This window comes from Nocardia sp. NPDC059195 (genome assembly GCF_042754695.1).
Taxonomy (GTDB): domain Bacteria; phylum Actinomycetota; class Actinomycetes; order Mycobacteriales; family Mycobacteriaceae; genus Nocardia.
The window spans coordinates 450,696-470,936 of record NZ_JBHZBG010000003.1 but is presented as its reverse complement, the minus strand read 5'-3'; the positions used below and the strand labels follow the sequence as shown (position 1 = coordinate 470,936).

Here is a 20,241-nt window from a genome sequence, read left to right as displayed (position 1 = left end):
TCAGTGATCTCCTGATGATGGTGGTGCGACCGTCACGGTCGCCCCGGTGAGGACGGCGCCGAGCAGCAGCTGCTGGGTGGTGTTCGGGCGCTCGCCGAGGAACGCGGCTACCGCGGCGGGGCCGGTGAGCGCGACCGGTCCGGCTCGGTGGCCGGGTTGCGGAGCCGAACTCGCCGGTGCGGTGATGCCGGGGATCACCAAACCGGGTAGCGAGAGTCCGGGGATGATCGGCAGCGCCGGAAGATTCGGCAGGGTGGGCAGGGCCGGCATGGTGGGAATCGGCGCAGGCCCTGCGGAAGCCAGCCAGCCGGGAATCAACTGGGCCGGATAAGACTGTGGTGCAGCCGAATCCGGGATGCTGCCGGTATCGCACCGTGGTCCGGCCTGGCTGCCATAACGCGGGCAGTCGGCCGCCGTGTACTGGCGGAACGGCGTGAACGAGACCGTGACGTCCCACTGCATCTGCTTGCTCGGCCCCCAATGGAAGACGGTGGCGAGGCGACTCAGGGAATCGCCGAGCGCGGTGACGGTGTCGGTCAACGCCGACGGATCCGCCGCGAGCGCGCCGAATGTCTCGTCCAGTCCGACGACGAGCTCCTTGCCCGCGTCCGGGTTCCGGGCGAACAAAGCCTGGGTCGCGTCGGTGGCCGCGCCTGCCGAGGTGAGCAGATCGATCACCTGATTGCGGCGAACGGTGATCGTGTGTGCCGTCTGCACCGATTTGCCGAGGGCATCGGCGAGTTCGGGTGCCGACTGATTCACTGCCGCGGTGGCCGCGCCGAGGTCGCCCAGCAGATCGCCGATCCCGGGCATCGCGCGGACCTCGGTGATCCACCGGTCGAGGCGCTCGATCGTGGAGCCGGGCAGCCGGGCGTCACCGTCGAGTGCCTCGGCCAGGGTGGCCAGCACCCGGGCGAGTTTGGCGGGCTGGATGCGATCGAGGACGTCACGCAACGTGGTGAGCGTGGTCTGGAGGGCCACGGTGGCGCGGCTGGTGTCCTGCTCCACGACAGCACCCGCGCGCAATGGCGTCGCGGCCGGGCCGTTGTCCACGAGTTCGATCGAGGTGACGCCGAAAATGTTGGCAGGCACGACACGAGCCGTCACCGAGGCCGGGATGGCCGAGGCAGCGGCAGGTTCGAGGTCGAGTTCCACCCGCTGGCTCAGCCCCTTCTCCGCGATCTGCACCTGCGACACCGCGCCGACCAGCAGTCCGCGGAAACGCACGTCGGCGCGGGCAGGTAGCCCGTCGCCGGTGCTGGTCATCCGTGCCGTCACCGCGACGGTCTCCTCGAAATGGCCTGCGTAGCGCAGACCGAGCAGCGCGACAACACCGGAAAGGCTCAGCGTCATCGCTACACCGGCCACACTGAGCCGCCCGCGCGACCAGCCGCGTCCACTGGGATCCGGATACATAGCAGTCCCCCTATCCGGAGATCCGGATACCGGAGTCGACGCCCCAGATCGCGAGTGTGAGAAGCAGATTGAGGAAAACGACGACGATGATCGTCATCTTGATCGCGCGCCCGGCCGCGACCCCGACGCCTTCCGGTCCGCCCGCGGCGATGTAGCCGAAGTGGCATTGGATGAACGTGGCGACGAGCACGAACGCGACCGCTTTGAGGACCGAGTAGACGATGTCGCCCGGGTCGAGGAACTGGTGGAAGTAGTGGTCATAGGTGCCGATGCCGTTGCCCCCCAGGAAGAACGCGGTGATCTTGGTGGTGAGGTAGGCGGTGGCCATGCCGACGCTGTAGAGCGGCAGGATCGCGACCGCGGCAGCCAGCATGCGGGTGGTGATCAGGTAGGGGAGCGGGCGAATCGCCATCGACTCGAGCGCGTCGATCTCCTCGGCGATCCGCATCGAGCCGATCTGGGCGGTGAACCGGCAGCCGGCCTGGGCGGCGAAGGCGATGGTGGCCAGCAGGGGCGCCAGTTCGCGGGTGGTGGCGAAACCGGAGATCGCGCCGGTGAGCGGGCTCATCGTCAGCAGATCCAAGGCGGAATGCGATTCCATTCCCACGGTGATACCGCCGAAGCCGCACAGGATCAGGATCACGCCGACCGTGCCGCCACCGACCACCAGCGCGCCGTTTCCCCAGGTGACGTCGACGATCAGCCGAACAACCTCTTTGCGGTAGTGCCGAAGGACGAACGGGATCGCCAGCAACGTTTCCACGAAGACGACGCCCTGATGTCCCAGTCTCGCGTTGGCCTCGGTGATCGGGTCGGTCGCGGCCTTGACCGCGCGGAGCGGACGCAGCAGGGGCGGTAGGTAGTTCGTCATGTCACAGCACCTTGGCGGGGAACAGGGTGTTGTAGATCTGGGTGAGCGCGATATTGGCGGCGAACAGCACGATCGCCGAGCTGACCACCGCGGAGTTGACCGCGTTCGCGACACCTCCCGGTCCACCCTTGGTGTTCAGGCCGCAATCGCAGGCGATGATCGCGGTGAGTGCGCCGAATACCGCTGCCTTCACCAGCGCGACCAGCAGATCGCTCGCGACGGCGAACGAGGCGAAGGTGCTGATGTAGGAACCGGGTGTGCCGTCCTGGATGTAGATGTTGAACAGATAGCCGGTGGCGAAGCCGATGAACACCACGAACCCACACAGCAGCACGCTCACCAGCACCGCGGCGAGCAGTCGCGGCGCGACCAGCCTGCGGACCGGATCGACGCCCATCACCCGCATGGCATCGATCTCCTCGCGGATGGTGCGGGAACCGAGATCGGCGCAGATCGACGAGCCGACCGCGCCCGCGATCATCAGGGAGGTGACCAGCGGCGCGCCCTGGCGGATGATGCCGAGGCCATTGACCGCGCCGATGAAGGTCGTCGCGCCGACCTGGCTGACCAGCGAACCGATCTGGATCGAAACGATGGCCGCGATCGGGATGGCGACCAGCAGAGTCGGAGTGGCTGAGACACCTGCCATGAATGAGCTCTGACGGAGGAATTCTGCCATCGGAAAGCGCCGGTGAACCAGTGCCCGGACTAGCTCTGCGGTAGCTTGCCACGCCATGGTGACCTGTCGGCCCGCGGTCTCGGCCGACTGCCGCGGGTGATCGCGCCACCAGTCGAGACAGAACCTGACGATGAGTTCGAAATCCGTTGTAGCAGCTACTTTGTTGTCTATCGATACCATGTCGATCACCCCGTGTTCAATGCGGTCGCACGCTGTTCGACCGAATCTGACCGCTGATCTACACGGATGTTTACAAAATATCTACGCATCCGTAGTCAGCTGTCTGGGACTGTATCAAGCGGGTGCCACCACAGGTGACGAAACGACGCCGTTGAGTACTCGAGGCGCGAGATCCCACCCGACTATGCTGTATGTCAGGGTGGATAGTTTTGTGCCCTCGACGTGGAGGAAAACGTGGCGGCACGGAGCGGGACCAAGCAGAAGATGCTCTACGGCGCGGTAGAACTCCTGCGGGAACGGGGAGCCGCGGGAGTCACCGTCGATGCCGTCCTGACCCGTAGCCAGACTCCCCGCGGCTCGGTGTATCACCACTTCTCCGGTGGCCGGAATCAGATCATCGCCGAGGCAGTCGAACTCGCGGGCAACGCCATCACGGCGATCATCGACGAATCGGTGCGCGAGGGTTCGGTCGGCGCCCTACGACGATTCGGCGCATTCTGGACCCAGATCCTGCATGAGAGCGACTATGCGGCGGGATGTCCGGTGGTGTCGGTGACGGTCGGCGGATCGGAAGACGATCAGCAGCTGATCGCGGCTGTCGCCGACATCTTCCGGCGGTGGCAGGACGCGGTGATCCGCTCATTGACAGCGGAGGGCGTGGAGCAGGCTCGCGCCGCCCGGCTGGCCACGATGGCCATCGCCGCGATCGAAGGCGCGGTCATCCTGTGCCGGGCCTCGCGCTCGACCGTTCCGCTCGACGACGTCGTCAGCGAACTCGAGGTGATGCTCGCGAATTCCATCCGCCCGCGGAAAGTGTGAACGTGCAGATCGGTGTCATGATCGGGCCGCGACTTCCGGTGCGGCCGATTTCGCTCTCGCGGCCGGCGTCTCGTCGCCGTGTGAACACCGGTGGCGCAGGACCTCGAACAGCTCGCGAGTCTCGGTAGGTCGAGCGCGGTCGGCGCGTAGATTCGACATCGCTGCTGATCGTGAGTGCTTCCTCAACGAAGGGATCGCCGTCATGAGCGTGTCGCCCCTGCATCGCGGAAACCGCAGAGCATGTGCGGTGCTCGCGGTCGTGCTAGCTATCGCCACGGGCGGCTGCACTGCGCAGGAGAAGTCAGCCGACTCCCCGTCCTCGCAGGTCGAGAGTGCCGAAGCGTCGAAGATCACCGACATCGTCCGCGCCGAGATGGCCGAACTCGACCTCAGTTCCGCGGTCTACGGCGCCTGGCGGGGTGCCGAGCAGCTCGCGCTCGGCGCGCTGGGCGGATCACCGCTCGGTGTGCCCGCGACAGCGGATATGCGGTTGCGGGTCGGCCAGCCCATGGAACCCATGCTGTCCACCGTCCTGTGGCGACTCGACGGACAGGGCGTGCTGAAACTCGACGAACCCATCGCTCGCTGGCTGCCCGACTTCCCGCGCGCCGACAAGATCACCCCGCGGATGCTCGCCGACAGCACCTCGGGGATCTCCGACTATGTGACCGAACCGGAGTTCCTGAAGATCTTCGGCGAGAACCCGATCCGCGAATGGACCGCACAGCAGCTGCTCGACCGCGCCAACGCCCGCCCACCCCTGTTCGAGCCGGGCACCAACTTCGGCTACGCCCACAGCGATCTGGTCGTCCTCGGCGAAGTCCTGCACAAGGCCGCAGGCAAGCCACTGGGCGAGCTGATCGCCGAACACATCACCGACCCACTGGGCATGCACGACAGCAAAGTCGTACTCGACCCACAGATCGACGAACCGATCCTGCACGGCTACACGAACGAACGAAACGTCTTCGAAGACTCCACCTTCTGGAACCCCACCGCCTTCCTGCACAGCGGCAACATGAACTCCACCGTCGCCGACGTCGGCCGCTGGGTCCGCGCCCTCGGCACGGGTGAACGTCTCACCCCGGAGCAGTTCCAGCAGATGATGGGTCCGTCGACCGCGGGCCTCGGCCCCTTCACCACCGAGAAATACTTCGCCTTCGGCGTGGTCCACCTCGCCGACTGGCTGTTCATGAACCCGTCCTACGGCGGCTACGACGGCGTTGCCTTCTACGACACGAAAACCGAGACAACCGTGGTCGTCTACGCCACCCTCGGCCCGACCTCCGATTCCAACAAGAACAACGCCGTCGGCATCGGCACGGCGATCGCCGCCCTTCTCGTTCCCGACCGCCCACCGATGGTTCCCGAGTAGCCGCGACGCGGCGATGTTTCCTCGAATTCGGCTGGGAATCGCCGCGCTTCGCGTGGTGTAAAAGTCCGGTTCGGTAGTGCATTCTGGCTGGTTTGCACTGTCCAGTGGTTGCACCGAACGGAGTCATCAGCTTTGACCTGCGGTTACATCACATTCTTGGTGTCGAATGCGTTAACCCGGTGTTGTGGTGAGATCGGGTCGTATAGTTCCACATTGAACGAACAGCATCGAGTCGGCGCTCGAGTCGCAGCGCCACAATGGGTTCGACAGCGAAATGTGTGCACCGGTGGATCTCGGCGAATCACAGGGGAATTGATGAATTCCACGTCAGCGGAACCCGCTTTTCGGCGTCGGGGATTCCACTTCGGTGGGGCGGTGGGGGCATTGGTGTTGGTCTGGTTGTCGCTGACGCCGTCGCTGTTGCCCCGAGGACCGCTGTTTCAGGGAATCGTCACCGGTGCCGCGGCGGCCTTCGGATACGGCCTCGGCCTCGCGGTGGCCGCGCTGCTGCGGTGGATGCTGCAACGACAGCCAAGGCCGACGCCGTCGGTGTTGCGGTGGGGGTTGGGCGTCGTGGCCTGCCTCGGATCGGTCGCGGTGCTGGCCTGGTATGCCGATTGGCAACGTGATCTGCGTTCGCTCATGGGGGTGAGCGGCCTGCCGTGGCACGCCTATCCGATCATCGTGGCGATCGCCGCCGTGGTGTTCGCGGTATTGATCGCGGTGTCGCGGCTGTGCTGGGCGTTGTCGCGATGGGTCGGTGGGCTGTTGGGGCGGGTGATGCCCACGCGCGTCGCGGCGGTGCTCGGCGGGGTGGTGGTGGCCGCCGTAGCTGTGGCCGCGGTCAACGGGGTGGTGGCCGACGTGGGGATGTCGATGCTCAACGAGACATTCAAGGCCGTCAACCAGGAGAGCTCGCCCGAGACCGAGGAACCCGTCGTCGCGGAGCGTTCCGGTGGCCCCGGGTCGCTGGTGAGCTGGGACTCGCTGGGCAGGCAGGGCCGAATCTTCGTGTCCAACGGTCCGACCGCGCTGGAATTGACGGCATTCAGCGGACGGCCTGCGCGCGAGCCGATTCGCGTCTACACCGGCCTCGACTCGGCGGAGACGATCAGAGCCGAAGCGGATCTCGCGGTTGCCGAGCTGCGGCGGGCCGGGGGATTCGAACGAGCGGTCCTCGGGATCGCGACCACCACCGGTACCGGGTGGATCAACGAGTCGACCGCCTCGGCATTGGAGTATCTGGCCGGCGGTGACAGTGCGCTGGTGAGTATGCAGTACTCGTACCTGCCGAGTTGGCTGTCCTTTGTCGTCGACCAGGAACGCGCTCGACAGGCCGGTCAAGCATTGTTCGAGGCGGTGCACGCCGAGTGGGACCTGTTGCCGGTCGACCGTCGGCCGAAGCTGGTGGTTTTCGGGGAGAGCCTCGGATCCTTCGGTGGTGAGGCGGCGTTCTCCGGCATCCAGGACATGGCGGCCCGCACCGACGGCGTCCTGTTCGTCGGCCCCACCGCGACCAATCCGGTGTGGCGCGATGCCACCGCACGCCGCGACCCGGGTTCTCCGCAGTGGTTGCCGATCTACCGTGACGGGCACACTGTCCGATTCGTCGCAGGCGCACCGGATCTCGCCCGCCCCGACACCGCGTGGGCCACCCCCAAAGTGGTCTATCTCCAGCACGCCTCCGACCCGATCACCTGGTGGACGCCGCGGCTGCTGTTCCAGAAACCGGACTGGCTGAGCGAAGAACGCGGTCGCGATGTCCTGCCGAGCACCCGCTGGATCCCGGTGGTGACATTTCTTCAGGTGTCGGCGGACATGGCCGTCTCGGTCGATGTGCCGGACGGGCACGGCCACACCTTCCAGGCCGATATCGCCGATGCGTGGGCGGCGATCCTGTCGCCCGCCGATTGGACTATCGCCGACACCGAGCGTTTGCGAGAGATCCTGCGTGGCGCCGAATGAACGCCACCCGTCGAAAGGAGGACTCTGATGAACGATGCCGCCGGTAAGCGGTCCCTGCTGAGTCGCGTCTCACCAACCCAATGGCTCGCCATCGGGTTGAGCATCGTCGCCATCGTTTTCGTGGTGGAGAACAGAGGAAAGGTATCTATCGAATTCCTGTTGATCTCGGTTCGATCCCCGATGTGGTTGATCCTGTTGGCGATGTTCCTCGTCGGCTGGGTCACCGGAGTTCTCACTACCCGTCGTTCGCACAAATGACAGGCTCGGCTAGCAGAAGTGAGGGATCGCTGTGTCCACACCGACATCCGACGCAAAGGTCGAGCAGGCCGTCACCGCGTTGTTTCCGGACCTGTATTCCGAGTTGATCCGGTTGGTCCGGATTCCGTCGATCGCCACCGAGGGATATCCACCGGAGCCGTTGTTCCAGGCACATGATCTGGTCGTCGAATTGTTGCGAGACAGCGGCGTCGAGCAGATCGAGGATCTGCGGATCGAAGGCAAGACCGCGCCGGTCATCATGGCGACGATCCCGGGACCGCCCGGCGCACCGACTGTGCTGATGTACACCCACTACGACGTCGTCCCCGCTGAGGACCTCGAGCTGTGGGACACCCCACCGTTCGACCCGGTGGAACGCGACGGTGCCATCTACGGGCGCGGCACCGCGGACTCCAAGGCCAACATCATCAGCATCATCGGGGCCCTGCGCGCCTTCGGCGGCACACCGCCGGTCACCGTCAAGCTCGTGCTGGAAGGACAGGAGGAATTCGGTAGTCCCTTCGACTTCTATCCTGTCGAGAATCCCGGCCCGTTCCTGGCCGACGCGATGGTCATCGCCGATGTCGGCAGTGTCCGGCCGGGCGTACCGACCTTGACGGTGGCATTGCGTGGGTCGGCGCAGGTCACGGTAGCAGCGCGAACTCTGGACGCGGACAAGCACAGTGGTCTCTACGGTGGTGCCGCCCCGGATGCGCGGTTGGCGTTGATCCGGGCCCTGTCCTCGCTCCACGACGATGCGGGCGACGTCGCGGTAGACGGGCTTCGCCGCGAGGCGTGGACCGGCAACTCCTACACCGATGACGAGTTCCGTGAACTGGCCGAAGTGGTGGACGGAACGCCGTTGCTGGGTACCGGCGGGATCGGTGAACGGATCTGGTCGGGCCCGGCGATCACGGTGATCGGATTCGACGCGCCGGCACCCGATGCCTCGGTCAACGCTGTCGCCGGATCGGCACGCGCGGTCCTGAATGTGCGGGTGCATCCGGAGCAGGATGCCGCCCAAGCGCAAGCCGCGGTGATCGACCACCTCAGGGCGCTGCGTCCGTTCGGGATCGAACTCTCCGTCACCGCGGGCGAAGTCGGCAACGGTTTTGCCGCGCCGACAGGCGGTCCTGCCTTCGACGCGGCCGTGTCCGCGCTGGGGCAGGCGTGGGGCGCCGAAGCCGGACAGATGGCAGGCGGCGGCTCGATCCCGTTGGTCATGGCGCTCCACACCGCGGTCCCCGGGGCCGAGAAGCTGCTGTTCGGCGCGACCGACGGCTACGCCAACATCCACGGACCCAACGAGCGTGTGCTGCTCGACGAGGTGGCCAAAGCGACGCTGGCCAAGGCGTTGTTCCTGCGTGAGTACGGCGAGAACTTCGCCGCGGCGCGAAACGGAGCAGGTCGATGAGTGCCGGCACCACCGCTGAACCGACACCGGAGGTTCAGCCACGCAAGAAATTCGAGTTCCCCGGCGCCGTCACCGTGTTGGCGATCGTCATGGTGCTGGTCTGGATCGCGGCCCTGTTCATTCCGGCAGGCAGATTCGGTACCGACGCCGACGGTGCGCCGATCCCGGGAACATTCGAGGAGGTCTCCGCGCCGCTGTCCTGGTGGGAACGGATCCAGCAACTGATCCTCGCTCCGGTCAACGGCCTGTACGGAGTCCAGGACCTGACAACAGGTTTCGTCGACCCTGACAACCTGGGTCGGCTGTTCGGCTCGGTCGGTGTCGTGTTGTTCATCATGGCGCTCGGCGCGTTCATCTCCGTCAGTTTCGCCACCCGCAGCCTCGAGGTCGCTGTGGGGCGGCTGGGTGCGCGACTGCGTGACAAGGCATGGCTGCTGATCGCGGTCATCATGGTGCTGTTCTCGGTGCTCGGCACGACCATGGGTTTCTCGGTGGAGACCTTCGGCTTCTACGCCTTGGTGATTCCCCTGATGCTGGCCCTTGGCTACGACCGGATGGTCGCCGCGGCGACCATCATCGTCGGCGCGCTCGTCGGCAATATGGCCTCGACGGTCAACCCGTTCTCGATCGGTGTCGCCTCCGGTGAGGCGGGCGTCTCGATCGGTGACGGCATCGTGCTGCGGTTCATCCTGTGGATTGTGCTGACCGCGGTCGCGGTCGCGTTCGTGCTGCGCTACGCCGCGCGGGTGCGACGAGACCCGGCCGCCTCGATCGTCGGATTCGGCGAGGAGCCAGATCCCGAGGACGAAGCCGACAGCGCCCTGGACGAGCGGCTCAGCACCACCCAGAAATGGGTGCTGGCCATCACCGGGTTCACCTTCGCGCTGATGATCTTCTCCGTTATCCCGTGGTCGGCGATCTTCGGGGCAACCACCGGTCCCGCCGAATACGACCAGTATCACGAAACCCTCACCGAGCCTTACTGGTTCGAGCTCAACTGGTGGTTCCCGCAGTTGGCGATGCTGTTCATCATCGCCGCGATCGTCGTCGGCGTGGTCGCCAGGATGGGGGAGAAGCAGACCGTCTCGCTCATCACTCGCGGCGCAGGCGACATGGTCGGGCCCGCGATCGTCATCCTGCTGGCGCGCGGCGTCTCGGTCATCATGACCAACACCCAAACCCTCGACACCGTGCTCAACGCCATGGAGCAACTCGTCGACGGCGCCGCGGCCGGGGTGTTCGCGATCCTGGTGATGCTCGTCAATATCCCACTGGCGGTACTGATCCCGTCGTCGTCGGGGCATGCCACGCTGGCGATGCCGCTGCTGGCGCCGCTGGGCGACTTCGCCGGCGTCAGCCGAGCACTGGTGATCACGGCGTTTCAGATGGGCCACGGACTCACCATGCTCATCGCACCGACCAATGTGGTCGTCGTGGGCGGGTTGGCGATGGCGAAAGTCGGCTATGACAAGTATCTGCGTTTCATCTGGCCGCTGATCGCCGTCAACTTCGTCATCGTCTGCGTGGTTCTCGCGGTTGCCGCTGTCGTCGACTGACGTGCCCTTTCCTGCCAGAAGGAGAGCTCGAATGGACCTCGATGTGGGGAATATCGAACAAGCGGTCTCCACATACATTCCCCGCCTGCGCACCCTGAAATTCGGTTTGCTAATCCTGGCCGGACTCAGTGCCCTCGCCATCGTGCCCGCGAGCCACCTGCCCAACTACCGCCTAGCCGAAATCCCTGACCCGCCCCGCACCACCACACTCGACTCGACAGCAGCCCACCGATAGGCGACAACCGTTCACTCGATCCGCAACCACTCACACGGAGGCAAGATGCTGCACACCGACCTACCGACCCGCCGTGAAATCAGCACTCTCGCATCGACTCTCGTCTCGGCGTGTGTATCGATTTACACCCCGACCGAAGGAGCTCCGGCAAATCCCGACGCCCACCGCGTCGCCTTTTCCAACCAGGTCCGCGAAGCCTTGACCGCGGTGACCGCCTCCGATGCGCGTGCAGCATTGAGCGAGGCGTTCGACGACCTGATCAATGACGACGAATTCTGGCGCTACCAGTCGCGCACCCTGGTCGTGCTGGCCACCCCGACCAGGGCTCGGATCTACCGACTCCCCAATCGGCTCACCGAATCCACCACTGTCGGTGACCGATTCCAGCTCACGCCACTACTACGCTCGCTGACCTTCCCGCAGACCGCGTTCATCCTCGCCCTGTCCGACGGCGCTGCGCGCCTGGTGGAAGCAGATGCCGACCGACCGGCCGCCGATATCACTCCGAAGAGCATGCCGACCAGCGCGGCGGCTCATGCCGGCAAATCGTCGTTGGGTGATCGTGCGCCGAAAGGTCGTGTCCAGGGCAGCGAAGGCCGCAAAATGCGAGTACGCCAATATGCCCGCGCGGTGGACCAAGAGCTGCGCCCGATCCTCGCGGGTCGAGATACTCCGCTGATTCTGGCCGCGACCGAGCCGACCGCGGCACTGTTCCGTTCAGTCAACAGCCACACCGACCTGCTCGATGAAACCCTGCCCGGCAACCCTGAGCATCTCAGTGACGAGGAACTCGCCGCACGTGCCCGCGAGATCCTGGACCGCCACTACCACGCTGAACTCACCACACTGGCCGAACTGTTCGACACCCGACGCGGAGAGGGCCGAGCCTTGACCGACCTGGCCGATATCGCCCGCGCCGCGACGTACGGCGTGATCGACACACTCGTTGTCGACATCGATACCACCGTCACGGGTACCATCGCCGCCGAGGACGGTGCTGTGAACTTCGGGGAATCGGCCGAGAACGGTCCGGACATCCTCGACGAGATTGCCCGGCGCGCACTGCTGACAGACGGCCGCGTTCTGGCGGTACGCGGTGCCGAGGTCCCTGGCGATGGCCCCGCGGCCGCAATTCTTCGATACCAGATGTAGGAGCGGACGGCGGCTGGCAACGATCAATCAGCGGCGCACTCGGCCCTGTCGAACTCGATCTCACCGGAGCCGCGCAAACGCAATTCCCCGTCGAGTCGGCACGAACGTGCTAATGACCATGGCACTGGAATCGCAGGGTCTATCACGATCCGGCGACGATACCGCCTACTGGTACCCAACCCTCGCGGCTTCCAATGCTCCGCATTAACATTCAGCTTGCTCCAACCCGTCACATCCAACAGGTTGACCCGGGGGTTGCAGATGACGAAGACCGAAGAAACCTCGACGAAAACGATGCCGCTGCTGACTTTGTCGGCGATGGTCGTCGGGTCGATGGTGGGAGCGGGAGTCTTCTCGCTGCCCCGCAATTTCGGACAGGCCACCGGCGGTTTCGGTGCACTGATCGCGTGGACCATCGCTGGAACCGGCATGCTGATGCTGGCGTTCGTATTCCAGACCTTGGCTGTCCGCAAACCTGAACTCGATGCCGGTGTTTACGCCTACGCCAAGGCCGGGTTCGGACAATATCTGGGCTTCTTCTCGGCGTTCGGATATTGGGCGAGCGCGTGTGTCGGCAACGTTTCCTACTGGGTGCTCATCAAATCGACGCTCGGGCAAGTTCTCCCGGTCTTCGGTGAGGGCAACACCGTTCCGGCGGTCTTGTTGTCCACGGTGTTCATCTGGGCGTTCCACTTCATGGTGCTACGCGGGGTTCAGGAGGCGGCGGCGATCAACAAGATCGTCACGATCGCCAAGCTCGTGCCGATCCTGGTCTTCATCATCGTGTTGCTGTTCTATTTCGACGCAGGCGTTTTCGCCGATAACTTCTGGGGCGGGGACGAGTATTCGGAATCGCTGTTCGAGCAGATCCGCTCGACCATGCTGGTGACGGTGTTCGTCTTTCTCGGCATCGAAGGCGCGAGCGTCTACTCCCGATACGCACGAAAGCGCTCCGATATCGGCCGCGCCACCGTGCTGGGGTTTCTCAGCGTCCTAGCGATCTTCGCGACGGTGACCATGGTGTCGTTCGGCATCATGCCGCGCGAGCAACTGGCCACCGTCCAGCAGCCCTCGATGTCACCGGTGTTCGAGTCTGCGGTCGGCACCTGGGGTGCCTGGTTCATCAGCATCGGCCTGATCATCTCGGTCCTCGGCGCCTACCTGGCGTGGACGCTGATGGCCGCCGAGGTTCTCTACGTCGCCGCGGCCGACAATGATATGCCTTCCTTCCTGGGGCGAGTGAACAACCACAAGGTTCCTGTCGTCGCATTGACCTTCACCTCGGTCCTGATCCAGCTGGTCCTGCTGACCACGCTTTTCTCCGACGACGCGTTCACGTTCACGCTCAAGCTGTGCAGCTCGCTGTCGCTGGTGCCTTATCTGCTGGCCGCTGCCTATGCGCTGAAGCTGGCCATCACCCGCGAGACCTACACCGACCTGCACCCAGAAGACCGTCGCAAAGAACTCGTCATCGCCGCGGTCGCCACCTTCTACACGACATTCATGATCTTCGCCGCCGGCCTCGAGTTCCTGCTGCTGTCGTTCATCATCTACGCCCCCGGCACCATCCTGTTCATGCTGGCACGACGTGAGCAGAGAAAGAAATACTTCCAAGGCTGGGAGATAGTCCTGCTCGTCGTCTCGATCGTCGGCGCGATCGCCGGAATAATCGGCCTGGCCACCGGTTTGATCTCCATCTAGACGCCGCAATCACCAACGCTCAGGAGGGAAGAAACATGACCGGAACGCAACCTTCCGCCGCCTACGGGGTGCACTCCGAGGTCGGAACGCTGCGCAAGGTTCTCGTCTGCGCGCCGGGGCTGGCCCATGAACGTCTCACCCCCACCAACTGCGACGACCTGCTCTTCGACGACGTGCTGTGGGTGCAGAACGCCAAACGTGACCACTTCGACTTCATGACCAAGCTGCGCGACCGCGGAGTCGATGTCGTCGAGCTGCACAACCTGCTGGCCGAAACCCTCGCAGTCCCCGGGGCCAGAGACTGGATCCTGGACCGCACCGTGATCGGAAACCAGGTCGGCCTCGGACTCATCGAGCACACCCGCGGATACCTCGAATCGCTCGACGAACGCACGCTGGCCATACATCTTATCGGCGGACTCGCCGTCGCAGACGTACCCGACTGTGGCCGCGGTTATCGCGCCATGGCCGACGGGCAGGCCGGAGTACGCGAGTACTTGCTGCCGCCGTTGCCCAACACCCTCTACACCCGCGACACCACCTGCTGGATTTACGGAGGGGTGACGCTGAACCCGCTGTTCTGGCCCGCGCGTCACGACGAAACCCTGCTGATGAAGGCGATCTACACCTTCCATTCTGATTTCACCGGATCCCAGATCTGGTGGGGTGATCCCGAACGGGATTGGGGCCTGGCCACATTCGAAGGCGGCGACGTCATGCCGGTCGGCAACGGCGTCGTCCTCGTCGGAATGAGCGAGCGCACGTCCCGGCAGGCCATCAGTCAGGTCGCCAAGGCCTTGTTCGATCAGGGCGCGGCCGAACACGTCATCGCCGCCGGCATGCCGAAACTCCGGACGGCGATGCACCTGGACACCGTCTTCACCTTCGCCGACCGAGACCTGGTGACCGTCTTCCCGGACATCGTCTACGGCATCCACGCCTTCTCACTGCGTCCCGGAGACAAGGAACCGGTCGAGGTCGTCGACGAATCCGATACGTTCCTGACCGTTGTCGCCAAGGCGCTCGGTATCGATGCCCTGCGCGTAGTGGAGACCGGCGGCGGCTACTACGCCAACGAACGCCAGCAATGGGACAGCGGAAACAACCTGGTCGCCGTCGAACCCGGCGTCGTGTTCGCCTACGACCGCAATACCCACACCAATACCGAGCTCCGTAAACAAGGCATCGAAGTCATCACCATCGTCGGCTCCGAACTCGGCCGCGGCCGCGGCGGTGGGCACTGCATGACCTGCCCGATCATCCGCGACCCAGTCGAGTTCTGAGGCATCGACTCCGACGACCCGGCTGGCATTTCCACGCACTCCGCCGCTACAAGCCGATCTGTTCTGGGTTGGACCGCAAGTGCACACTGCGATCCGTCACCAGGGAACCCACCCCGCATTGGGCCACAAACGGATAGGCGCCCTATCGTCGTACAGGACAGCACCATCAATCCGCAAAGACCGGACAAACTGATCCACGGCCAGCTGTCGATCGCGTCCGCAGTCGATCTCGAATACCGCCTGCCCTGCGAAGACGATCGCAGCGAGCCCGAACGCCAGGACATCTTACGGAACTACCCGCTGGCTCCTGGCCGGACTGCCGCGGGATCCGGTTCTACACGCACGACAGCGCCCGAATCATAGGCATTTTCTCCTTCACGCTGACCACCGGTGCCCTGATCTGGCTGGCCTACGTGGTGAACAACAACTGGGAGACCTTGCCGACGATCGCCGGACTTATCGTGTTCGGCATCGGCCAGGGAGCACTCGTCACCCTCGTATTCAACGTTCTGGTGACCTCGGCGCCCAAGAACCTCCGAAGTCAACGAAGACGCCCGCCTGCGCACGCTCAAACTCGGGCTGCTCATCCTGGCCGGTATCAGCGCTACCGCGATCGTCCCGGCAGGTCGGCTGCCGAACTACCGGCCAGGCGAGATACCGGATCCCTCGCCGGCCAAGGACTGAAACGCGTTCAGTCCGTGGACTCGAGCCGGCGCTTGAGGTTGCGCAGGGTGCGGTGGATGTTCTTGCGCTGGAATTCCACGAAGGTGTCGCCGCCGGTAGCGATCCGGTCGAAGACCTGAACCACCGCGTTCGGCCAGGACTTGCGATCATCGTGCCAGGTCTCGGTGACCAGGGTGCCACCGTTGTCCGGCTCGAAGCGGTACTCCCAGGTCGCGATACCGGCGCGGATCCATGGTTGGCGCACGCCGATCGCCTCGACGCGGAACGCGAACCGCGTCCCGGGCTCGGCCGCGATCACCACGCAGCGGGTCACCCAGCGAGCGAAGCCCCGCTTGTTGAACCCTTCGAATTCCATTCCCACGTAAGTGGACTCGCGCGGCTGGGTGACCTTCGCGCCGCGGTTCTCCGGACTCCACCGACCCATCAGGGTCGGATCGCTGACCTGCTGATAAACAGACACCGGGTCGGCAGCGATGTGGATGCTGTCGAAGACGGCCGTGGTGCGACTCATGGACAGAACCTATAAGACGATCACCCCGCCACGGCGCGTCGGCCTATCGCCGGTAGTCGCGGAACGTGGCACGCAAGTCGTCGACGATGAGGTCGGGTTCTTCCATGGCCGCGAAGTGGCCGCCTCGATCGAACTCGGTCCAGCGCACGATGTTGTGGTTGCGTTCGGCGATCCGGCGGACAGGAATGCCGAGATCCTGTGGCATGACCGCTACCGCGACCGGCACATCGGTCTCCGGTTCGGGTCGGCCCCAGGTGGCGGCGCCCTCGTAGTAGTAGCGGGCCGACGAACCGGCGGTGGCGTTGAGCCAATAGACCATGACGTTGGTCAGCATCGCGTCACGGTCGACGGCGTCCTCCGGCACGTCGGTCGAGTCGGTCCAGTCCTTGAAACGTTCGACGATCCACGCCAATTGGCCCACCGGGGAATCGGCGAGCGCGTACGACAGCGTCTGCGGGCGGGTGGCTTGCAACAGCGCGTACGCGCCGAGTTCGTACTGGGCCCGTTGTGCCAGCTGCAGTGCCCGCTTCTCGGCGGGATTGTCGAGGTCGGCCGTTTCGGCAGTGACGGTGGCGGAGGCGATCATCGTCAGGTGCAACGCCACGACATGGTCGGGGTCGATCACCGCCAGTTCTCGCGAGATGGCCGCGCCGGTGTCTTCGCCGTGTGCGACGTAGCGCTCATAGCCGAGCCGGTGCATCAGTTCGGCCCAGGCCCGCGCGGCCCGGCTCGTCGACCAGCCGACCGCGGGGCCGGAGAACCCGAATCCGGGAATCGTCGGCACGACGACGTCGAACGCGTCCTCGGCCCGGCCGCCGTGCGCGACCGGATCTGTCAGCGGTCCGATCACCTCGAGGAACTCCACGATCGATCCGGGCCACCCGTGGGTGAGGATCAGCGGCATGGCACCGGGTTCGGCCGACCGGACGTGGATGAAATGCACATCGTGGCCGTCGATCTCGGTGCGGAACTGCGGGAACGCGTTCAGTCGCGCCTCCTGCGCCCGCCAGTCGTAGCCGGTGCGCCAGTACCGCACCAACTCCTGGGTGTAGTCGAGCGGGATACCTTGCGCCCAGCCGACTCCGGCGACGCCGTCGGTCCAGCGGGTGGCGTCCAGGCGCCGATGCAGGTCGTCGAGCTGGGACTGCGGGACGTCGATGCGGAAGGGAGTGATTGCTTCGCTCATGAGAACCACACTATGAGGCGGCTAGGACAGTTCCTGCCCTAGCTGTAGTGGAGAATGCGAAGTGTGTTGGAAACTTCGGCTCGCCTCCTCGAACTCCTGTCACTGCTGCAGACACCCCGGGTGTGGACCGGCCCCGACCTGGCCGAGCGCCTCGCGGTCGACGCTCGCACGGTCCGCCGCGACATCGACAAGCTGCGCACTCTCGGCTACCCGGTGCACGCGATCGCCGGCACGGCCGGATACCGGCTGGGCGCGGGCGCCAAGCTGCCACCGCTGTTGTTGAGCGATGACGAGGCGGTCGCCGTCGTGCTCGGGCTGCGCACGGCCGCGGGCGGATCGGTCACCGGGATCGAGGAGAGTTCGCTGCGGGCGCTGGCGAAACTGGAGCAGATCCTGCCGTCCCGACTGCGACATCGCGTCTCGGCCTTGCAGGCCGCGACCGTCACCATGCCCGCCGGAGCCGCGACGGTGGCCCCGGACGTGCTGACCGCGATCGCCGCCGCGATCCGTGACCACGAACAGCTCCGTTTCGACTACCGCACCCACGACGGCACCGAGATCCGGCGAGCAGCGCAACCTCATCGACTCGTGCACACAGGACGGCGCTGGTATCTGGTCGGCTGGGACATAGAGAAGCAGGATTGGCGCACCTACCGCGTGGACCGCCTCCAGCCGCGCATCCCCAACGGGCCACGCTTCACCCCGCGCGAGGCGCCCGAGGTCGACCTGGCCGGCTGGGTGTCCCGCGGTGTCAGCACCGCCGCCTACCGCTATCAGGCCCGCATCACGCTCGAGGTATCGGCGGCCGTGGCGGCCGATCGCATCCCGCCGACTGTCGGGGTCATCGAAGCGATCGACGAAGGACATTGTCTGCTGCACACCGGATCGAACTCGCTCGACGAAATAGCCGTCTACACGGGGCTTTTCGGCTTCGGCTTCCGGGTAAACGAGCCACCCGAACTCATCGACCACCTCCGCGCGCTGGCGGACCGAGTCGGCGCGGCCATCGCGCCCAGTGATGACGCGCCTGATGCGGCTCACCGCGCACCGGGCTGACCTGACCGACCGGCGCCGCCGGGGCCAGTTTCCTGAGCTGCGACTGTCGCGATGTCGAACTCTGACTGCTCCGGGACGACGGGGGAGACGGTGTCGTCTGTTTTCCGCCGGATCCGTGGTCGCGGGATTCTTAACGTCGGTGCCATGGAAAACAAACGGGTTCCGGAGATTTCGAGCGCGGTGTTGCGGGCGCCGATCGTGTGGTTCATGGCGCTGGCGGCCGCGCTCGCGACCGCCAGTGTCTACCTGCTGCATCCGGCCGTCGCCGAGGTCGCCGGATCGCTGGACACCTCGGCGGCGGTGGTCGGCACCGCGTTGGCATTCGGGCCGATCGGCTATCTGGTGGGGCTGGTGTTGCTGGTGCCGCTGGTGGACCGGTTCGCGCCGCGGACCGTGGTGGCGGCGCACTTCGCGGCACTGGCGGTCGCTTCGGCGGCCGGGGCGATGGCGGGTTCGGTGTGGGTGCTGGGAGCCGCCGTCGGCGTGGTCGGGGCGGGATCGGCCGTCGGCGCTCAATTGAGTTCGGTGGCAGGGCGTTTCGCGGGGCCGCGCCGCCAGGCCACCGTGTTGGGGATCGTCACCGCGGGTATCTCGGCCGGAATCCTCGCGGGTCGCATCGTCGGCGGTTGGCTCACCGAGGTGATCGGCTGGCGCGCGACGCTTGTGGTGTTCGCGGTGCCCTGTGTGGCGGTGGCGGCGATCGCGTTTTCCATCCTGCCTGCGATCCGCGGTCGCACGCGTGCCGGATATCTGGATACGGTGCGGGGGATACCCGGGCTCTTCGCGCGCTTCGCGGCACTGCGTTGGGCGGCGGCGCGGGGTGCGCTGTGGTTCTTCGCGTTCTGTGCGGTCTGGGCGGGTCTCGCGGTGGCGTTGTCGCAGCCTCCATACTCGTATTCGCCCGAACGGATCGGTCTCTACGCCGGAGCCGGGCTGGCCGGTGTCGTCGCGACGCGGATCGCCGGCAGCTGGACCGATCGAGTCGGTCCGAGGAAGGTGATCCTGGTCGGGCTCGCGGTCGCCTTCGCCTCGGCAGTTGTTCTGGCGGTCGCGCTCTCGAACACCGTGGTGACGCTGATGTGTCTCGGTCTCTTCGATGCCGGCCTGTTCGCGGCGCAAGTCGCCAATCAGAGCACGGTACTGGCCATCGATTCCTCGGCACCGGCCCGCTTCAACAGCGCGTATATGTCGGTCTATTTCGTCGGGGGCAGTCTCGGCACGGCGTTCGGGGCCGCCGCGGTCGGCTGGTTCGGCTGGTCGGGTCTGGCCGCTGCCGCCGCGGCGGCCACGGCTGCGGCGGGCGTGGTCGCCCTGGCCGACCGGACACGCATCGACTCCGGTTCGGTCGGCGAACATGATGGTTGCGCGACCGTTGCCGCTGCCCGCGTCGAGCGGTAGTCGGCGAAGGGCGGCGCGATTGTTCCGCGCCGCCCTTCGGGTCAAGCGATCTCGTGCACGGGTTCGCCCACCCGAGGCGGCCGCGTTGCCGCCGCTTCCAGCGCCGCGCGGATGACCGTGGCTCCGTGTTCGACGGACTCGGCGATCGACGCGGCGAGCGGTTCGGGAAGAACGTCGGTGTGCCAGATGAACCGTGTCTTGTCCTCGGCCTCCGGGAGGGCCTGCATCCACGCATGGTGATGGGAGGGGTGCAGACTTCCCCCGACCACCGTGTAGGCGACACGCCTGCTCACGGGGTCGAGGTCGACGAGCCGCTCGGCGACGATGGTGCCGTCGGAGAAGGTGACTGTGCGCGTGTCGGCGTCGAGTCGGGTATCGGTGACGAAGCCGGGAGCGAGGCGCTCGTGTACAGCGCCGAAGTCGCGCAAGACATCCCAGACCTGGTCCGGTGTCGCGTCGACGAGAAATTCTTTGTGAACAGATGCCATGGTGTACTCCTGGT

At 65.5% G+C, this 20,241-nt stretch carries 18 protein-coding genes; 12 read left to right on the top strand and 6 right to left on the bottom strand.

The window, feature by feature from the left end; translation table 11 throughout:
- The 3 genes from ACFXKN_RS07040 to ACFXKN_RS07030 all read right to left on the bottom strand — a co-directional run bounded on the left by ACFXKN_RS07040 (nucleotide 1) and on the right by ACFXKN_RS07030 (nucleotide 3,146).
- A complete protein-coding gene (locus tag ACFXKN_RS07040; RefSeq protein WP_379432635.1) occupies nucleotides 1-1,353 on the bottom strand; it encodes an MlaD family protein in 1,353 nt (450 codons plus the stop codon).
- Between the two features lie 73 nt (nucleotides 1,354-1,426).
- Entirely contained in the window at nucleotides 1,427-2,287 is an 861-nt protein-coding gene (locus ACFXKN_RS07035; RefSeq protein ID WP_378950860.1) for an MlaE family ABC transporter permease, read from the bottom strand.
- A gap of 1 nt (nucleotide 2,288) precedes the next feature.
- Nucleotides 2,289-3,146 (bottom strand): MlaE family ABC transporter permease, encoded by an 858-nt coding sequence (locus tag ACFXKN_RS07030; RefSeq protein ID WP_378950857.1) that lies wholly within the window; start codon nucleotides 3,144-3,146, stop codon nucleotides 2,289-2,291.
- Nucleotides 3,147-3,380: 234 nt separating this feature from the next.
- Between ACFXKN_RS07030 and ACFXKN_RS07025 the strand changes: the two genes are divergently transcribed.
- The 10 genes from ACFXKN_RS07025 (at nucleotide 3,381) to ACFXKN_RS06980 (ending at nucleotide 14,904) form a co-directional block, all read left to right on the top strand.
- On the top strand, nucleotides 3,381-3,965 hold the full coding sequence (locus ACFXKN_RS07025; RefSeq protein ID WP_378950854.1) for a TetR/AcrR family transcriptional regulator: 585 nt from the start codon (nucleotides 3,381-3,383) through the stop codon (nucleotides 3,963-3,965).
- A 202-nt stretch (nucleotides 3,966-4,167) separates the two neighbouring features.
- The gene (locus tag ACFXKN_RS07020; RefSeq protein ID WP_379432634.1) at nucleotides 4,168-5,340 is read left to right on the top strand and encodes a serine hydrolase domain-containing protein; all 1,173 of its coding nucleotides are present in this window, start codon (nucleotides 4,168-4,170) and stop codon (nucleotides 5,338-5,340) included.
- A gap of 315 nt (nucleotides 5,341-5,655) precedes the next feature.
- Nucleotides 5,656-7,305, top strand: coding sequence for an alpha/beta hydrolase (locus tag ACFXKN_RS07015; RefSeq protein WP_379432633.1), 1,650 nt, complete (start codon nucleotides 5,656-5,658; stop codon nucleotides 7,303-7,305).
- 27 nt (nucleotides 7,306-7,332) lie between these two features.
- Nucleotides 7,333-7,563, top strand: coding sequence for a hypothetical protein (locus ACFXKN_RS07010; protein WP_378950845.1), 231 nt, complete (start codon nucleotides 7,333-7,335; stop codon nucleotides 7,561-7,563).
- 31 nt (nucleotides 7,564-7,594) lie between these two features.
- On the top strand, nucleotides 7,595-8,977 hold the full coding sequence (locus tag ACFXKN_RS07005) for a M20/M25/M40 family metallo-hydrolase (protein ID WP_379432632.1): 1,383 nt from the start codon (nucleotides 7,595-7,597) through the stop codon (nucleotides 8,975-8,977).
- Nucleotides 8,974-10,533 carry a YfcC family protein gene (locus ACFXKN_RS07000; RefSeq protein WP_379432631.1) on the top strand — a complete coding sequence of 520 codons (1,560 nt, stop codon included), beginning with the start codon at nucleotides 8,974-8,976 and terminating at the stop codon, nucleotides 10,531-10,533. The genes ACFXKN_RS07005 and ACFXKN_RS07000 overlap by 4 nt, the downstream gene beginning before the upstream one ends.
- A gap of 31 nt (nucleotides 10,534-10,564) precedes the next feature.
- Complete coding sequence (locus ACFXKN_RS06995) at nucleotides 10,565-10,768, top strand: hypothetical protein (protein WP_378950836.1); 204 nt, start codon at nucleotides 10,565-10,567, stop codon at nucleotides 10,766-10,768.
- Between the two features lie 45 nt (nucleotides 10,769-10,813).
- Nucleotides 10,814-11,920 carry a hypothetical protein gene (locus ACFXKN_RS06990; protein WP_378950833.1) on the top strand — a complete coding sequence of 369 codons (1,107 nt, stop codon included), beginning with the start codon at nucleotides 10,814-10,816 and terminating at the stop codon, nucleotides 11,918-11,920.
- A gap of 261 nt (nucleotides 11,921-12,181) precedes the next feature.
- On the top strand, nucleotides 12,182-13,621 hold the full coding sequence (locus ACFXKN_RS06985; RefSeq protein ID WP_378950830.1) for a basic amino acid/polyamine antiporter: 1,440 nt from the start codon (nucleotides 12,182-12,184) through the stop codon (nucleotides 13,619-13,621).
- Nucleotides 13,622-13,656: 35 nt separating this feature from the next.
- Nucleotides 13,657-14,904, top strand: a complete 1,248-nt coding sequence (locus ACFXKN_RS06980) for an arginine deiminase (protein WP_378950827.1) — start codon at nucleotides 13,657-13,659, stop codon at nucleotides 14,902-14,904.
- Nucleotides 14,905-15,595: 691 nt separating this feature from the next.
- On the opposite strand, the gene ACFXKN_RS06975 is transcribed toward ACFXKN_RS06980, so the two are convergent.
- Together ACFXKN_RS06975 and ACFXKN_RS06970 are read right to left on the bottom strand one after the other, a co-directional pair.
- Entirely contained in the window at nucleotides 15,596-16,099 is a 504-nt protein-coding gene (locus ACFXKN_RS06975; protein WP_379432630.1) for an SRPBCC family protein, read from the bottom strand.
- Nucleotides 16,100-16,142: 43 nt separating this feature from the next.
- A complete protein-coding gene (locus ACFXKN_RS06970) occupies nucleotides 16,143-17,285 on the bottom strand; it encodes an epoxide hydrolase family protein (protein ID WP_379432629.1) in 1,143 nt (380 codons plus the stop codon).
- 63 nt (nucleotides 17,286-17,348) lie between these two features.
- On the opposite strand from ACFXKN_RS06970, the gene ACFXKN_RS06965 reads away from it, so the two are divergent.
- The gene (locus ACFXKN_RS06965) at nucleotides 17,349-18,341 is read left to right on the top strand and encodes a helix-turn-helix transcriptional regulator (RefSeq protein WP_379432628.1); all 993 of its coding nucleotides are present in this window, start codon (nucleotides 17,349-17,351) and stop codon (nucleotides 18,339-18,341) included.
- Nucleotides 18,342-18,485: 144 nt separating this feature from the next.
- Complete coding sequence (locus tag ACFXKN_RS06960) at nucleotides 18,486-19,739, top strand: MFS transporter (RefSeq protein ID WP_379432627.1); 1,254 nt, start codon at nucleotides 18,486-18,488, stop codon at nucleotides 19,737-19,739.
- A gap of 41 nt (nucleotides 19,740-19,780) precedes the next feature.
- On the opposite strand, the gene ACFXKN_RS06955 is transcribed toward ACFXKN_RS06960, so the two are convergent.
- Entirely contained in the window at nucleotides 19,781-20,227 is a 447-nt protein-coding gene (locus tag ACFXKN_RS06955) for an SRPBCC family protein (protein ID WP_379432626.1), read from the bottom strand.
- Nucleotides 20,228-20,241 lie beyond the last annotated feature (14 nt).

Coding starts and splice junctions, on each gene's coding strand:
- ACFXKN_RS07040 (WP_379432635.1), bottom strand. CDS start 1,353: ATGACGCTGAGCCTTTCCGGTGTTGTCGCGCTGCTCGGTCTGCGCTAC.
- ACFXKN_RS07035 (WP_378950860.1), bottom strand. CDS start 2,287: ATGACGAACTACCTACCGCCCCTGCTGCGTCCGCTCCGCGCGGTCAAG.
- ACFXKN_RS07030 (WP_378950857.1), bottom strand. CDS start 3,146: ATGGTATCGATAGACAACAAAGTAGCTGCTACAACGGATTTCGAACTC.
- ACFXKN_RS07020 (WP_379432634.1), top strand. CDS start 4,168: ATGAGCGTGTCGCCCCTGCATCGCGGAAACCGCAGAGCATGTGCGGTG.
- ACFXKN_RS07015 (WP_379432633.1), top strand. CDS start 5,656: ATGAATTCCACGTCAGCGGAACCCGCTTTTCGGCGTCGGGGATTCCAC.
- ACFXKN_RS07010 (WP_378950845.1), top strand. CDS start 7,333: ATGAACGATGCCGCCGGTAAGCGGTCCCTGCTGAGTCGCGTCTCACCA.
- ACFXKN_RS07000 (WP_379432631.1), top strand. CDS start 8,974: ATGAGTGCCGGCACCACCGCTGAACCGACACCGGAGGTTCAGCCACGC.
- ACFXKN_RS06995 (WP_378950836.1), top strand. CDS start 10,565: ATGGACCTCGATGTGGGGAATATCGAACAAGCGGTCTCCACATACATT.
- ACFXKN_RS06990 (WP_378950833.1), top strand. CDS start 10,814: ATGCTGCACACCGACCTACCGACCCGCCGTGAAATCAGCACTCTCGCA.
- ACFXKN_RS06985 (WP_378950830.1), top strand. CDS start 12,182: ATGACGAAGACCGAAGAAACCTCGACGAAAACGATGCCGCTGCTGACT.
- ACFXKN_RS06980 (WP_378950827.1), top strand. CDS start 13,657: ATGACCGGAACGCAACCTTCCGCCGCCTACGGGGTGCACTCCGAGGTC.
- ACFXKN_RS06975 (WP_379432630.1), bottom strand. CDS start 16,099: ATGAGTCGCACCACGGCCGTCTTCGACAGCATCCACATCGCTGCCGAC.
- ACFXKN_RS06970 (WP_379432629.1), bottom strand. CDS start 17,285: ATGAGCGAAGCAATCACTCCCTTCCGCATCGACGTCCCGCAGTCCCAG.
- ACFXKN_RS06960 (WP_379432627.1), top strand. CDS start 18,486: ATGGAAAACAAACGGGTTCCGGAGATTTCGAGCGCGGTGTTGCGGGCG.
- ACFXKN_RS06955 (WP_379432626.1), bottom strand. CDS start 20,227: ATGGCATCTGTTCACAAAGAATTTCTCGTCGACGCGACACCGGACCAG.